14 protein-coding genes are annotated in these 14912 nt (G+C 62.5%); 4 read left to right on the forward strand and 10 right to left on the reverse strand.

Annotated features, from left to right (window positions below; genetic code table 11):
* Positions 1-50 precede the first annotated feature (50 nt).
* From P353_RS03565 to P353_RS03585, 5 genes are all read right to left on the reverse strand, one after another.
* The gene (locus P353_RS03565; protein WP_034365210.1) at positions 51-764 is read right to left on the reverse strand and encodes an ABC transporter ATP-binding protein; all 714 of its coding nucleotides are present in this window, start codon (positions 762-764) and stop codon (positions 51-53) included.
* The gene (locus tag P353_RS03570) at positions 757-1527 is read right to left on the reverse strand and encodes an ABC transporter ATP-binding protein (protein ID WP_034365213.1); all 771 of its coding nucleotides are present in this window, start codon (positions 1525-1527) and stop codon (positions 757-759) included. Before P353_RS03570 ends, P353_RS03565 begins: the two co-directional genes overlap by 8 nt.
* On the reverse strand, positions 1524-2465 hold the full coding sequence (locus tag P353_RS03575; protein WP_034365215.1) for a branched-chain amino acid ABC transporter permease: 942 nt from the start codon (positions 2463-2465) through the stop codon (positions 1524-1526). Before P353_RS03575 ends, P353_RS03570 begins: the two co-directional genes overlap by 4 nt.
* Complete coding sequence (locus P353_RS03580) at positions 2462-3337, reverse strand: branched-chain amino acid ABC transporter permease (RefSeq protein ID WP_034365217.1); 876 nt, start codon at positions 3335-3337, stop codon at positions 2462-2464. Before P353_RS03580 ends, P353_RS03575 begins: the two co-directional genes overlap by 4 nt.
* Before the next feature lie 226 nt (positions 3338-3563).
* Positions 3564-4787 carry an amino acid ABC transporter substrate-binding protein gene (locus tag P353_RS03585; protein WP_034365220.1) on the reverse strand — a complete coding sequence of 408 codons (1224 nt, stop codon included), beginning with the start codon at positions 4785-4787 and terminating at the stop codon, positions 3564-3566.
* Positions 4788-5003: 216 nt separating this feature from the next.
* On the opposite strand from P353_RS03585, the gene P353_RS03590 reads away from it, so the two are divergent.
* Positions 5004-5984 carry an AraC family transcriptional regulator gene (locus tag P353_RS03590; RefSeq protein WP_034365223.1) on the forward strand — a complete coding sequence of 327 codons (981 nt, stop codon included), beginning with the start codon at positions 5004-5006 and terminating at the stop codon, positions 5982-5984.
* A gap of 264 nt (positions 5985-6248) precedes the next feature.
* On the opposite strand, the gene P353_RS03595 is transcribed toward P353_RS03590, so the two are convergent.
* The 4 genes from P353_RS03595 to P353_RS03610 form a co-directional block, all read right to left on the reverse strand.
* Positions 6249-7799 carry an FAD-binding oxidoreductase gene (locus P353_RS03595; RefSeq protein WP_034365226.1) on the reverse strand — a complete coding sequence of 517 codons (1551 nt, stop codon included), beginning with the start codon at positions 7797-7799 and terminating at the stop codon, positions 6249-6251.
* 19 nt (positions 7800-7818) lie between these two features.
* Entirely contained in the window at positions 7819-8334 is a 516-nt protein-coding gene (locus P353_RS03600; protein ID WP_034365229.1) for a hypothetical protein, read from the reverse strand.
* Between the two features lie 13 nt (positions 8335-8347).
* Entirely contained in the window at positions 8348-8668 is a 321-nt protein-coding gene (locus tag P353_RS03605) for a c-type cytochrome (protein ID WP_034365231.1), read from the reverse strand.
* A gap of 177 nt (positions 8669-8845) precedes the next feature.
* Entirely contained in the window at positions 8846-10297 is a 1452-nt protein-coding gene (locus P353_RS03610; RefSeq protein ID WP_034365234.1) for an aldehyde dehydrogenase, read from the reverse strand.
* A 355-nt stretch (positions 10298-10652) separates the two neighbouring features.
* Here P353_RS03610 and P353_RS03615 point away from each other — a divergent pair, with 355 nt between their 5' ends.
* The 3 genes from P353_RS03615 (at position 10653) to P353_RS27715 (ending at position 13446) form a co-directional block, all read left to right on the forward strand.
* Positions 10653-11603 carry a helix-turn-helix domain-containing protein gene (locus P353_RS03615; RefSeq protein ID WP_034365238.1) on the forward strand — a complete coding sequence of 317 codons (951 nt, stop codon included), beginning with the start codon at positions 10653-10655 and terminating at the stop codon, positions 11601-11603.
* Between the two features lie 71 nt (positions 11604-11674).
* On the forward strand, positions 11675-12799 hold the full coding sequence (locus P353_RS03620) for a JmjC domain-containing protein (protein WP_034365241.1): 1125 nt from the start codon (positions 11675-11677) through the stop codon (positions 12797-12799).
* A 377-nt stretch (positions 12800-13176) separates the two neighbouring features.
* A complete protein-coding gene (locus P353_RS27715; RefSeq protein WP_080750410.1) occupies positions 13177-13446 on the forward strand; it encodes a hypothetical protein in 270 nt (89 codons plus the stop codon).
* 307 nt (positions 13447-13753) lie between these two features.
* Here P353_RS27715 and bamC read toward each other — a convergent pair whose 3' ends face one another.
* Positions 13754-14866: an outer membrane protein assembly factor BamC gene (bamC, locus tag P353_RS03630; RefSeq protein WP_034365245.1), complete on the reverse strand. Its 1113-nt coding sequence runs from the start codon at positions 14864-14866 to the stop codon at positions 13754-13756.
* Between the last annotated feature and the right edge of the window lie 46 nt (positions 14867-14912).

The raw sequence follows: 14912 nt of genomic DNA on the forward strand, positions 1-14912 counted from the left end.
GGCATCGTCCCCCCGGGGGGAAGCGGCAAGGCCGCTCAGGGGGAGTCATCTCAGTGTTCACCGCCTAAATAAGCGCGGCGTACGGCGGGGCTGTTGCTGAGTTCTGTGGCCGAGCCTTCGCCCACGATGCGTCCGGTTTCCAGCAAGTAGCCACGGTCGGCAATAGCCAGGCTCTGGCGCGCGTTCTGCTCCACCAGCAGCACGCCCATGCCCAGCGTCTTGATGCGCGCGAGGGCTGCGAACAGCTCTTTGCACATGAGCGGAGACAGGCCCAGCGAAGGCTCGTCCAGCAGCAGGATATCGGGCTGGCTCATGAGAGCGCGGCCCACAGCCACCATCTGCTGCTCGCCGCCGCTCATGGTGCGCACGGCCTGGGCCAGACGATCGCGCAGCTTGGGAAAGAGAGCGAAGACTTGCTCCAGATTCCGGGCCTCGTTGGCGCGGGCGCGCCGGGGCTGGGCACCTAGCAGCAGGTTTTCCTTGACGCTGAGATCGCCGAACACGCCGCGCCCTTCGGGCACCAGGGCCAGGCCCGATTGCACGATGGCATGCTGGGGCAGCTGCATCAGCTCTTGGCCCGCCAGCTGGGCGCTGGCACCGGCCTGCGGCGTGACCATGCCGCCCAGCGCCTTGAGCAGGCTGGACTTGCCCGCGCCGTTGGCGCCCAGCATGACGACCAGCTCACCGGGCTGCACCTGCAGGCTGACCTGGTGCAGGGCTTCGTGCTTGCCGTAGCTCACCGAGATATTGCGTACATCAAGCATGGTCGGCCTCCGCAGTTGCTTGCTCGTTGCCGCCCACCTCTTCGCCGAGATAGGCGCGCACCACCTCGGGCTCCTTGAGCACCTGGGCCGTGGGGCCGTCGGCTATTTTCGTGCCCGCATTCATCACCACGCAGCGGCTGCACAGCGCATGCACGGCGTCCATCACATGTTCGACCATGAGAATCGTCAGCCCAGTGGCCTGCAACTGACGGATCAGCGCAATGCCCTGCTGCAGCTCCGTGGGGTTCAGGCCTGCCAGCCATTCGTCGAGCAGCAGGATCTGCGGCTCCAGCGCCAGTGCGCGGGCCAGCTCCAGGCGCTTCTGGTTGATATAGGTGAGGTCGCCCGCGGGGGTCTGCGCCTGTTCGGCCAGCCCCACCTGCTCCAGCAGCTGCAGGGCACGCGCGGCGGCGGGCCTGCCAAACAGCGGCCGGGGCTTGAAGGCCATGCCGGCAATGACGTTGTCGCTGCAGCTCATGGAGCCCAGCACCTTGACCAGCTGGAAGGTGCGCGCCACGCCCAGGCGGGCGATCTGGTGGCTTTTGAGCGGGTGGATGGGCTTGCCGTTGAACCAGATCTCGCCGCCGTTGACGGGCAGGGCGCCCGAGATCAGATTCATGGCCGTGGTCTTGCCAGAGCCATTGGGGCCGAGCAGGCCCACGACCTCGCCCGGGTAGACGTCAAAGCTCAGTGCGTTGACGGCCATCAGGCCGCCGAAGCGCCGGGTGGCGCCGCGCACGGAAAGCAGGGTGGCGGTCTTCATGGCTGGTCTCCCTTGCTGGTCGCATTCCTGCCCGACAGCCTGGCCAGCACGCCAGACAGCCCCTGGGGAATGAAGTACACGATCACGATGAACACCAGGCCCAGCAGAATCGAGAAATGGTTGGGGAAGTTGGCACCCAGGTACTCGAACAGCAGCACCAGCGGCACGGCCCCCAGAATCGGGCCGAACAGCGCGCCGGCTCCGCCGAGCAGGGCCATGATCAGGGTCTGGAACGAGACCGCCGGGGCAAAGGCAATGCTCGGGTCGATATAGGTCCAGCGCGGAGCCATGATGGCGCCCGTGACGGTGATGAACACGGCACTGACGGCGAACAGCAGCAGCTTGGCCGTGGTGGTGTTGATGCCCACATGGGTGGCCACAGTCTCGTCCTCGCCGATCACACGCAGGGCCAGGCCCAGACGCGAGCGATTGATGAGGGCGCGCAGCGCCAGCACCAGGGCCAGCATGGCCAGCAGCTGCCAGTAGATATCGAGCTGGGTGATCTCCACGAACACATAGCGGCCCAGATCCTTGGTGATGTTGACCTCCCACCAGGTGACCAGCTGCTTGACCAGCTCGGCCAGGCCGAAGCTGAAGATCACGAAGTACACGCCCGACAGCCGCAGCGTGGACAGGCCCACGATCAAGGCCATGACCAGGCCCACGCCGGCCGCAATGCCCAGCACGGCGGCCCAGGGCAGGGATTCGCCGAACACGGCGGTGACATAGGCGCCCATGCCGAAGAAGGCGACGGTGGCCAGCGAGATATAGCGCGTGGGCCCCGAGAACAGTGCCCAGGCCGTGGCCAGCACGCAGTACATGAGGATGCTGATCAGCAGCGAGAGGTAGTACTCGTCCGTCAGCCAGCGCGGCAGCAAGGCAAGGCCCAGCAAAGCGGCGGTGCTGATCAGCCAGATCAGAATTTCTTTGCGGCTCATCGTGCAGTCCTCCCGAACAAACCTGTGGGCTTGAACAGCAGCACCAGCAAGAACACCGCGTAATTGACGGCCAGCGTCAGGCCGGGGTCGACAAAGGAGGCCACCAGCGTTTCGGCAAAACCCAGCAGCATGCCGGCGACCAGGCAACCCATGAGATTGCCCACGCCGCCCATGATGACGACGATCAGCGCCTTCATCGCGAACATGGTGCCCATGCTGGCCGAGAAGGGTAGAAACATGCTGACCAGCACGCCGCACACGGCCACCAGCGCGCCGCCCAGACCATAGGCCAGGGCCGCCGTGCTGCGCACATTGATGCCGACCAGAGGTGCGAACTGCGGTGCCACGGACACGGCGCGCACCACGGCGCCGGCGCGGGTGCGCGTCAGCAGCAGGTACAGACCGCCGCCCAGCACGATCGCAAAGCCCAGCACCAGCAGACGGTTGGCCGCGACCTTGCTGCCCAGGATCTCCACGGGATCGGCCAGATAGCTGTAGCTGTGATAGTCGCCGCCGAACATCACCAGCATGACGCCCTGCACGACGAACAGCATGCCGAAGGTGGCCAAAATTGAATCCACCTCCAGCGCCGGCCCGCCCTTGGCGCGGCGCACCAGCGGGGTCAGCAGCAGCTGATAGATCAGCCACTGGATGGCAAAGCCCAGCGGCACCACCAGCAGCAACAGCAGCAGCGGCGAAATACCCCAGCTGCTGACCGCAAAAAAGGCCAAAAAGGCCGGGGCGATCAGAAACTCCCCATAGGAGAGATTCATGATGCGCGCCACGCCGTACTGCAGCGTCAGCCCCATGGCCACCAGGCCGTAGAGCCCGCCCAGCATGGCGCCAGCGAGAAGGATGTCTATTAAATTCATAGCGTATACCGCTGGTGGTTCATTGTTCTTGTTATGAAATCAATGCAAGGTTCTTGGAGGACATGCGCTAGCAGCTCTTGTTTTGATAGTTCTAAAAGCGGAGCGACATGCTGGAATAGGCATGCTCCAGCAACGGGACAGCGAGGAAGGGCAGCCCCGCACCGAGGCTGTCGTCCCCCTCCCATAGCGCGAAGCGCGTGGAGAGAGGGGGAAGCGGCATAGCCGCTCAGGGGGTGACTCGCGGTATCACCGCAGGTTTGACACCCGCCCGGTTGGTCGGCGCAATCGCGTTGAACTCGCCGTTCTGCCACTGGCCCACATGCCAGAGCTTGGTCAGTTGCTGGTTTTCCAGCTTCACGGGGCCGAGCACAGTCTCGAAGCTGCCGCTCTTGAGCTCCTGGGTCACGGCGGCGCGATCGATCTTGCCCACGCGCTCGATGGCCTGCTGCAGCATCTGCAGCGAGGTGTAGACGATGGGGCTGGCAAAGCGGTCCGATTCCTGGCCGGTCACTTCCTTGAAGCGCTTCAGATAGGCCTGCATCTGCGGGTTGCCAGCATCGATGCCTCCCGGCGCCATCACGCCTTCGGCCGCTGCGCCGAACTTGCCCTTGAACATGGGGAATTGCGTGCCCACGCCGGTGAACAGCACCTTGGGAGCCAGGCCCAGCGTCCTGGCCTGCTCGTTGATCAGCATGGTGTCGGGCGGGTAGGAGTAGGCCACGAAGGTGTCGGCCCCCTTGCCCTTGGCCTCGTTGATGATGGGGGTCATGTCCTGCGTGCCGATCGGATAGCTCTTGTCGTAGACCAGCTCGAAGCCATGCTGCTTGGCGGCCTTGCGCGTGGCATTGGCCAGCTCCACGCCAAAGCCGTCGGCGATGTTGATCATGGCGATCTTGTTGTTGATCTTGCCGTCCTTCTTGGCCTTTTCCAGCATGGCGACCAGGCCCTCGGCATATTCGCCGCCCGTGCCCAGGAAGAAGAAGGCATGCTTCCAGCGCTTGGCCAGATCGGGGGCCTTGTCGGTCACCGAGGTGGCGGCCAGCAGCGGGTATTTGTGCTTTTCGTAGGTCGGACCCACGGCCAGATTGGAGCCCGTGCCCCAGGGCGGCAGCACAAAGTCGACCTTGTCCTGGGTGATCAGGCGCTCGGTGGCGCGCACGGCCTCTTCGGTGCTGGAGCGGTCGTCGTATTCGATGACCTCGATGGGCACGCGCTTGTTGTAGGCCTTGAGCATGATGCCGCCGGCGTCGTTGATCTCCTTGACCCAGAGCTTGTAGTTGGGCGCCGTGGTCGCGGAGGTGCCGCCCGCGTTGACGCCCGTCTTGGCAATTGCCCAGCCGATGCGGATGGACTTGGGCGCTTCCTGGGCCAGTGCCGTGCCGCACAGACCCGCCAGGGCGGTGGCAGCGACCAGGCTCTTGAGAACAAAACGCTTGTCGGCGAATGTCATGCTTGTCTCCTTTTTGATGGACGGGTGTCCGGGTTCTTCGGCCATCGTAGGAAATCGCGGCGGCAGGGGCTTGTCTGGGCGTGCACTGCGTCTTGTCTGTGCATGCAAGTGTCTGTGGGTAAACACTGATTTCCCTGCGAGGCGCCGGTTTTGCCCGGGCCCTGGTCAGGGTCGCTATGGATAATGAAGCATCCTGTTACTTCTTCAGGAGCCCAGATGCGGCCAGACATTCCTGCCTACCAAGTGACCGAGAAGATGACCGAGATGCAAGGCGCTCAAGCCGTGGGCGCCTGGCAGCACTGGATGTCCACGCTCTATGGACTGGAGAGCGATGTCTATGGCGACCAGCATTTCTCGGCGCGACTGGGCACCTTCGAGCTGGGGCCGGTGGGCATGACCCGGATCGAGGCCAGCCGCCATCGCGTGCGGCGCACATCGGCCAGCATGGCACGCCACAGCACCGACTTTCTCAAGATCGTGGCCCCTTGGCATGGCGAGGCCCGTGTCTGCCAGAACGGGCGCGAAGCCGTGGCGCGCAGCGGCCAGTGGCTGATCTACGACACCACGCAGGAGTACGAGGTGCTCAACCCCGAGTGGTGCGAGCATCTGATCATCACCTTGCCCAAAAGCCGCTTTGAAGACCATGGCCGCGCCATCGACGCGCTCATGGGACGCTATGTGGGCGGCAGCGAAGGCGTATCCCGCATTGCGCTGGACATGATGCGCGGCACCTTTGCCGAATGTCGGGCCATGGGCCAGGGACTGGCCCAGCATGTGACGGATTCGCTGATGCAGCTGATCCAGCTGTCCCTGCTCGATGCCTGCGGCCGTGCGGCCTCGCTGAGCGCCAGCGAGCTGCTGCAGGGGCGCATCAAGGCCTATGTGCGCCAGCATCTGCGCGATCCGGCCCTGAGCGTGGATGCCGTGGCCGCAGCGCTCAACTGCAGCAAGCGCCATCTCTACAACGCTTTTGCCGATGAGAGGCTGTCCATCAGCCAGCATATCTGGGCCGAACGCGTGGCCCTTTTTCAGCGCGAACTGCTCAGTCCTGCCAATCGCCACTGCACCTTGACGGAGCTGGCGCTGGCCAGCGGCTTTGCCAGCGGCGCGCATCTGAGCCGCCTGTTCAAGCAGCACACAGGGCAGACTCCTGCGCAGTTCAGAGCAGGCATGTTTGGCTCCAAATTGCTCAATTAAGAGTTAAACAAGCCTCAAGTTCAGATACTAAATACGCTGTAAGCTATCAATAAAGTAGCAATCCAAAAACAAAAAAGCCACCCGGCGTTTTCAAATCGGGTGGCTTTTTTGCGTGCTTGGCTGCGACCAAGAGCGTTGGATTGAGCATGCTCTAACTCAGTAATACCGAGCAAGGGCCGCCCCGCAGCGAAGGTATTGTCCCCCTCCCATAGCGCGAAGCGCGTAGAGAGAGGGGGAAGGCGCGGAAGCGCCTCAGGGGGAGCCTCAGATATCAATCCCGCACTTGCCCGGAGCCAGAATGCCGTTGGGGTCCAGAGCACGCTTGATCTTGCGCTCGATATCGCGCTTGACCGGACCGTAGCTCTGCGCCACGCGCTCCTGGAAGGCGGTGTTCACGCGGTACACGGCATAGCCTTCCTTTTCGAACTCGTCCAGCAGCTCGGCAAAGCAGGCGTTGGCACGCTTGGTTTCCTCTTCGTTGCTGCGGTCGTACAGCACGTCGATGACATGGTGCATATCGCGCCAGCCGACGATGAACTCGCCCACATAGTCCAGGCCATGCTTGTTGAGGATCTTCTTGGCCAGCGACTTCTGCTTGTCGCACTCGCTGCCGCGCGCCTGCGACACAGGGGCAAACCACATCGAGCCGCCACCCCCGCGCCAGTTGTAGAGGCCGAATTCCTGCAGGTTGGGCACGCCTGACATGAGCTGGGCACGGTACTTGAAGGGCTGGGTGTCTCCGGCCATCTCCTCGGTGATCAAGCGGCCCTTGCCCAGCTTCTTGAGCGCGTCCTGCACGATCTTGAAGTTGACGTCGACCTGCTCCCTGGTGCCGTACAGCGCAGCGTAGACATTCCAGGCGCCCAGATGCTTGTCTTTCTGGATCTGCTTGAGGATGGCGTCGGGCGTATGGCCGGGCTCGGTGGTGTAGTCCGAGCGGCGGGTGTTGCAGGTGGACGCTTCCCACAGCACGCCGGCAATCACCACCGAATTGGGGATGACCTGGGCGATGCGCAAGGGGCGGATGAATTCCACGATCTCGGAGATATCGCTGTCTTCGTCGAACTGGATTTCCAGCGGCTTGAAGACCGGTGGCTTGGGCATCAGCCAGAAGCCCATCTTGGTGCAGATGCCGTAGTTGGACTGGGTGAACATGCCGTCCAGCGTCGGGCCGTAGCCCCACTTGAACACCTGCCAGGCCTTGTCGCCCTTGACGCCTCCCATGCCGGTGCGCAGCACATCGCCGTTGGCCATCACCACTTCCATGCCGCACTGCATCATGAAGTGTTCGCCATAGGGGGTGTAGCCCACGCCGCGGTCCATGGTGTTGCCCAGAGGACCGGCAATGGCCGAAGGTGCCGAGAACGACAGCATCAAGGGAATCTTGTTCTCTTCGAGGTAGTCGTAGAGCATCTGGTAGGTCACGCCAGGCTCGACCAGGGCCGTGCACAGCTCGGGGTCCACGTGGATGATCTTGTTCATCTTGCGCAGATCCAGCACCACCTGGCCGCGCTGGCCCGGTGCGGCCGAGCCGTAGCCGAAGTTGCGGCCGGTGGAGATGGTCCACACGGGCACCTTGTGCGCGTTGCAGATCTTGACCACCTCTTGCACCTGCTCCACGGTGGTGGCAGTCACCACGGCCGATGGTGTGTGCTCTTCGGCAGGCACAGCCATCATCACCTTGGTGTAGGGACGAACCAGCTCGTCCTTGATCATCACATTGTCTTCGCCCAGGGCGTTCTTGAACTGGGCGATGGCCGCATCGAAGCTGCTCTCGCTCATGCCCTTGGGCAGGGCCATGTATTTGCTTGTCATGCTCTGCTTTCCTTGTTTCTTAGATTACGCAGCTAAAGGACACGCGGGCTTCCTTGCCTGCTGCCGCCGTGGTGGTGTTCATGACTTGACGGGACGCCAGCGAGCGACCCAGCGCTTGGGCCCAGTCGGCGGCGGCGCCGTCCACGCGATGGTGCTCTGCGGCCAGCACGCGGCCGCCGCTGGAGCGGACCAGGTCCAGCACCAGCGTGGCCGAGGCGTCATCGAGCAGACCCACCAACAGGGTTTCCTGACTGTCGGTCAGCAGCTCGCCCAATTGGTTGAATGCGGCGCTGTCCAGACCTTGAAGGCCGGTGTGCACCACGTTGCGGGACGTGCTCTGAACACCGGCCACAAAGGCCTTGTCCAGCGCGCTGGCGTGCATGGAGGATGTCACGGCCAGCACCTCGGCAGGGCGTGTGGCTGCGCTGGCGGTACGGCCTGCAGCGGAGGTGGCAGCCTGTGCCCAGCCTATGCCGGAGACAGCCAGACCTGCAGCGGTCAGAGTTTTGAGAAGGGAGCGACGATCGGCTTGCATTACATCGTCCTCCTTACTTCCGGGCTGGCTCGGCAGCCTTGGGGGCCTCTGTCTTGGACAGGTAGTTTGCCAAGTCTTCCAGCGTGGCGTCGTCGATATCGGTCACGCGAAAGGATGGCATGGCGTTCATGCCGTTGCGCGCAATGATCACGTAGGTCGCGGGCGGAAAGCCTCGCCCCTTGATGACCGGGCCTATGCCGGCTTCATGGCATTTGGCGCAGGTCTTTTCGTAGAAGCGCTGGCCGGGGCCAATGCTGTGAGAGTCCGCAGCCGAGGCAGCGAGGCTGAGGCCAGACAGCAGGGCTGCCAGGGCCAGTTGGGAGGCATGTTTCAACGTGGGTCTCCGGTGGTTCTGTTGGTCGGCAGACACAAGGCGCGGGTTGGGGTTCGCGCCTTGCCCATGCGGGCGCTGCACCTGAGGTCTTTGCCTCATGGCGCAATGCCTGCGATGGAGGTTTCAAGCGCAGACAGAAGCCAGGGCTGCCGAGCCCTGACTCCTGTCCATGGCGCTTTAGAAGGGGTAGTGGCGCGCGGTGGTCTGCATGGTGATCCAGCGGGTGTCGGTGAAGGCATCGATACCGGCCTGGCCGCCGAAGTGGCCGTAGCCCGAATTCTTCACGCCGCCGAAAGGCATCTGGGCTTCGTCGTGCACGGTGGGGCCGTTGACGTGGCAGATGCCCGCTTCGATGCGGCCGGCCACGCGCCAGCCGCGCGCTGTGTCTTTGGTATAGACGGCGGAAGACAGGCCGAACTCGTTGTCGTTGGCCATGGCGATGGCCTGCTCTTCGCCGTTGACGCGCACGATGGCTTTCACGGGGGCGAAGGTTTCTTCGCGGAAGATGCGCATCTCGGGTGTCACGCCGTCTATCAGCGTGGCCGCCATCAGGGTGTCGCTGGCCTTGCCGCCGCAAAGAATCCTGGCACCCTTGGCGACGGCGTCGTCGATCAGTTCGTTGACGCGGTTCACGGTGTTCATGTCCACGACGGAGCCCAGCACCACAGGGCCTTTGCGGGGGTCGCCCAGAGGCAGGGTTGTGGCGCGGGCCACCAGTTTTTCGATGAATTCCTCGGCCACGGCCTCGTCCACGATGATGCGCTCGGTGGACATGCATATCTGGCCCGAGTTGGCGAAAGCGCCAAAGGTGCAGCCGGCCACGGCGGAGTCGATGTCGGCATCGTCCAGGACCAGGAACGGGGCCTTGCCGCCCAGCTCCAGAATGACGGGCTTGAGGTGTTTGGCGCAGGTCTGGCCGATGATGCGGCCCACGCGCGTGGAGCCCGTGAAGTTCACGCGGCGCACGGCGGGGTGGGCCACCATGGCTTCGACCACTGTGCCGGCGTCTTCGGGCGCATTGGTCACAAAGTTCACCACGCCGGGCGGCAAGCCGCCTTCCTGCAGCGCTTCGATGATCAGGCCGTGGGTGGCGGGGCAGAGCTCCGAGCCCTTGAGGATCACGGTATTGCCGCAGGCCAGGGGCGTGGCAATGGCGCGCACGGCCAGGATGATGGGGGCATTCCAGGGGGCGATGCCCAGCACCACGCCAGCAGGCTGGCGTACAGCCATGGCCATGCTGCCGGGAATGTCCGAAGGAATCAGCTGGCCGTTGATCTGGGTGGTCAGCGATGCGGCTTCGAGAAACATATTGGCGGCCAGATGCACATTGAAGCCGGCCCAGATGCCGGAGGCGCCGGTTTCTGCGGCCATGGCTGCGGCAAAGGCCTCGGCCTTGGCTTCCAGGGCCTGGGAGGCCTTCATCAGCATCAGCCTGCGTTCTGTGGGCCCCAGGGCCGCCCAGGCCGGGAAGGCCGCCTGAGCGGCTTGCACGGCACGCACGGCATCGGCTGTTGTGGCGGCCGGGGCACGCGTGGCGACCGATCCGTCCAGAGGGTTCCTGCGCTCGAAAGTGGCGCCATTGCTGGCCTGTACGGTCTGACCGCCGATGAGCATGCTTTGTTCAATCATCTTCGCTTCCTTCACTACCAAGGGCGCGTGACCGCAGTCACTGCTTGTTGATGCAAGTTGAAAAAGTGGGAGCTGGTGTCGTTGCACAAGGCTTGTGCCACCGGGCTCGTCTCCCCCTTTTGTGGTGTTTCGCCTGACACTGGCGTGTGAGTGATCGTAGGAAAAGCCTTGGCAAGATGCTGTGCGCAATGTGCACAAACCGTTTGACGAATCGTGCACGTGACCTAGGGTTTGCACTAGTTTGAAAGCAGTGTGGGAGATTCTTCATGGCCTGAGCACCAAAGTGCTCACTTACCGATAATTGCTGTACTTTGTCGGCACAGGCAGAGATAGATACAACGAGGAGTCAAGGCCCATGACCGCGCCCGTGGTACTGAGTACCGATGGTCTTCCCGAGAAGGAAACTGCACCAGCCTGGCAGGACTGGATGGCGCAGCTGTTCTCGGGGCTGGATACGGATCTGTATGGCGACACCTGTTTTGACGGGCATCTGAGCGTGGCATACGCAGGCGATGTGATGCTCACCAAGCTGGATGCCGGGCGCCACCGCGTCATACGCGACAGCCACCGTCTGCGCGACAGCGAAGCGGCCTATCTCAAGATCGTGGCGCCCTGGAGCGGCCATGCCGAGGTGCAGCAGTACGGCAGCAAGGCCTGCGTGAGCAATGGCAGCTGGGCCATCTATGACACCTCGCAGCCCTATGTGGTGGCCAACCCTCAGCACACGGAGCACCTGATCATGATGGTGCCCAAACAGAGCATTGCCGATCGAGGCCTGCGTCTGGAAAACCTCATGGGTCGATCGGTAGGGGGCAGCGCCGGCATTGCGCGCATTGCTCTGCAGACCATGCGCAGCACTTACCAGGAACTGGACAATATGGCGGCACCGCTGGCGCGCCGCGCCGGGGAGTTGCTGGTGGACATGGTGCATCTGTCCCTGCAGGCACTTGGCGGGCAGGCCACGGCGGTGACGCAAAAGCAGGCCCTGTACGACCGCATCTGCGAGCATGTGGCCTGCCATGTGCGCGACCCCGGGTTGTCGGTCGATCAGGTGGCCGAAGCACTCAATTGCAGCCGTCGGCATCTGCACAACGCCTTTGCGGGGCGAGACCAGTCGCTGGGCGGCTTCATCCAGCAAAGCCGGCTGGAGCTCTGTATGCGTGAGCTGCATTCTGCGGCGCTTGCGCATCGCACCATCACCGAGATCGCCATGGGCTGCGGTTTTGGCAACAGCGCGCACTTCAGCCGGGCCTTCAAGGCCTATGCCGGCATGTCGCCGTCCGAGTTCAGAGCGCTTGGTCATTGATCTGTGCCGACCAGCGTTTTCGAGGCCTATAGGACAATGCAGTCCGTTGCTTAGAAAGCAGGACTGTATTCATGGACATCAATACGCCGCTCACCCTGCTGGGTGGGCTCACCGCCTCTCAATTCATGCGCAAGCATTGGCATAAAAAGCCTTTGCTGGTGCGCCAGGCCATCCCCGGCTTCAAGGCCCCGATTCCGCGTGCTCGCCTGCTGGCCATGGCGGGCGAGGATGGCGTGGAGTCGCGCCTGATCCAGCAGCTGGAAGGTGATAACTGGAAGCTCAGCCATGGTCCGCTGTCTCGTCGCAGCCTGCCTGCATTGACCAAGCCGGGCTGGACCGTGCTGGTGCAGGGCGTGGACATGCATGACGCCAAAGCGCATGAGCTGCTGCAGCAATTCCGCTTTGTGCCCGAGGCGCGCCTTGATGATCTGATGATCAGCTTTGCCACCGATCAGGGGGGCGTAGGCCCGCATTTCGACAGCTATGACGTGTTTCTGCTGCAGGCCCAGGGCAAGCGCCGCTGGCGCATCGGTCGTCAAAAAGACCTGTCTTTGCAGCCGGGCAAGCCACTGAAAATTCTCTCCAATTTCGAGCCCGAGGAAGAGTTCGTTCTGGAGCCTGGCGACATGCTGTATCTGCCGCCCAAATGGGCGCATGACGGAGTGGCAGAAGGCGAGTGCATGACGTATTCGATAGGCTTTCGCTCGCCCGATCGCAGCGAGCTGGGCCGCGAGTTGCTGCTGCGCATGTCGGACGAGCCCGACGAGCCCGAGGCTGCGGTCATTTATCGCGACCCCAAGCAGGAGGCCGTGAGCAACCCGGCGCTGATTCCTGAAGGCATGTATGACTTTGCCCGCGAGGCACTGAAGAAGGCCATGGCCGAGCCGCTGGCGCTGGAGCGCGCGCTGGGCGAGTATCTGAGCGACCCCAAGCCCAATGTCTGGTTCGAGCATGGCGATGAAAACGGCATGTTCGAGAGCGTGGTGCTGGATCGCCGCACGCGCATGATGTATGACGCCAAGCACATCTTCATCAATGGCGAAAGCTATCTGGCAGGCGGCCGCGATGCCACGTTGATGCGCAAGCTGGCGGACACCAGGGCCCTGTCGCGCAAGGATCTGGCAACGGCCAGCGATGATGCGCTGGAGTTGCTGTCATCGTGGTTCGATGCGGGCTGGGTTCGCTCTGGCGACTGAAACAGGGTGGACTTGTAACAGCGATCGTGCTAACTTACGGGTTTGTCCTCTGTGGCTTTTGTCGATTCGGCGGGCTTTGTATAGATTATGTAAATCTTCGTCAAAGCTCTGTCAGGGATTTGACAGGAAGAAATTTATGCTCCACAGTGTGACTCAAGGCGAGCGTGGGCTTGCCCGGTAAATGAGAACGCACCGATTTGTGCAGAATTGTTTAGTTGCTGTCAGTGTTAGTCAGCAATGGGCAAAACTACCTATAATGCGGGCTGAGTCGAATTTATCGTTTGACCTGATATGCCATAGCGATCAATAGCTGCAAAAGGCTGACCGTAATGGCAATCTGCATACCGTCTGCTGAACCTACCATTTAGGAAACTGTCATGAAGAACTCTCTGATTCTGGCTACCGTGATCGCTGCTGCTGCTCTGGCTGCTTGCGGCAAGAAGGAAGAAGCTCCTGCTGCTCCCGCTCCTGCTGTGGAAGCTCCTGCTGCTCCCGCTCCTGCTGCTGAAGCTCCTGCTGCTCCCGCCGCTGACGCTCCTGCTGCTCCTGCCGCTGACGCTCCTGCTGCCCCCGCCGCTGACGCTCCTGCTGCTCCTGCCGCTGACGCTCCTGCTGCTCCCGCCGCTGAAGCTCCTGCTGCCAAGTAATTCGCTGCATCAGCCAGCTTGAGGCCCAGGCCTCGAGCATGAAAAAACCGCACTGAGGTGCGGTTTTTTTACGTCTGGATTTCGCAGCGGATTTTCACAAGCTGCGGATGCTTGTCGGCATACAAGGTCTGCACCTGTATCTACTCCTGTATCTGCACCTGTTCTGCACTTAGATGGATTTGCGGGCAAGCGCGCGTCATGAGCTGCAGCCCCCAAGCCGAAGTTCGATTCGTTCGGAGATTCGTTCGGACATGAAAAAAGCCACCAGAGCGCAGTCCGGTGGCTTTTGTATGGGGCGCAGCGCTCTTTACTTCAGATCATCAGTGATGATGCGCACGATGCGCTGGCCGTTGGTGGAGCTGTCCGGCTGGCCTTGCTCATTGAGCACGCTGACCTGGGACTTGTTGCCGTCACCCTTGACCTGGATCTGATACTTCTGAGGCGCAGCAGCTTCCTTGCCCTGGCTGAAGATCTTGCTGAAGAAGCCCTTGGACTCAGGCTTGGCGTTCGGGTCCACGTAGCGCACATAGTAGAGGCCACGGCTGCGGTCGCGGTCTTCCACGGTGAAGCCGGTGCGGTCCAGCGCCACGCCAACGCGGCGCCATGCGCGCTCAAAGCCTTCTTCCAGCTGCAAAGTGGGCACGCCGTTGACGGTGTCCATGCGTGCGCCGGTCGATGTGGTGGCCGCAGACCTATCGGCCTTGGCGACGGCAGAGGCCTGCTCTTCGCTCACGCCCAGCTTGACCATGATGCGGCGCAGGAATTCGGTTTCCAGTTCGGGGTCGCGAGGACGTGGTTGCCAGATGGTGTTGTCCTTGCGCTCGCTGGTGTAGACCTCCTGCATGCCACGGTGGGTGACATAGATGCGGGTCTTGCCATCGGGCTCGCGCTCCAGGCGGGTGCGGAATTTGTCGCGCTCGCTGGTGGAGTAGAGCGAATCGAACACCTTGCCCAGGCTTCTGCGGATGATGTCCTGAGGCAGCTTGGCGCGGTTTTCGGCCCAGTCGGTCTCGAGAATGCCCAGCTGGCGGTCTTCCATCGAGTAGATGAAACCGTTTTCCAGCCAGAAGTCACGAGTGGGTTCCCAGAGCTTGTCGGCTGCACGATCAACCACGAGCCAATGCTCGGCACCGTCGCGCTCGATGCGGACGTCGCCGATCTTGTTGGCCGCGGTGTTGTTGTCGGTCGGCTTGGCTGCCTTGGCATTGGCCTGCATGGCAGCAGCGGATACCACGCCACCAGGGACGGTATAGCGCGAGTCTTGCGACAGCTGCGTCAGATCCGGAGGGACTTCAAGAGAGGGAGCCTGATTCTTGCCCGCGCTCTTGTAGTCGATCTTGGTCTCTTGGAACGTGGTCGTGCAGGCAGACAGGCCCAGCGCGATGCTGAGCAGGCTCAAACGTGCTGTTTGTTGTTTCACGCGGATTGTCCTTGGGTAGCGTTCAAGCTATGTGCGAAAAACCGCT

The sequence above is a fragment of the Comamonas testosteroni genome (assembly GCF_000761245.1).
Taxonomy (GTDB): Bacteria; Pseudomonadota; Gammaproteobacteria; order Burkholderiales; family Burkholderiaceae_C; genus Comamonas; species Comamonas testosteroni_C.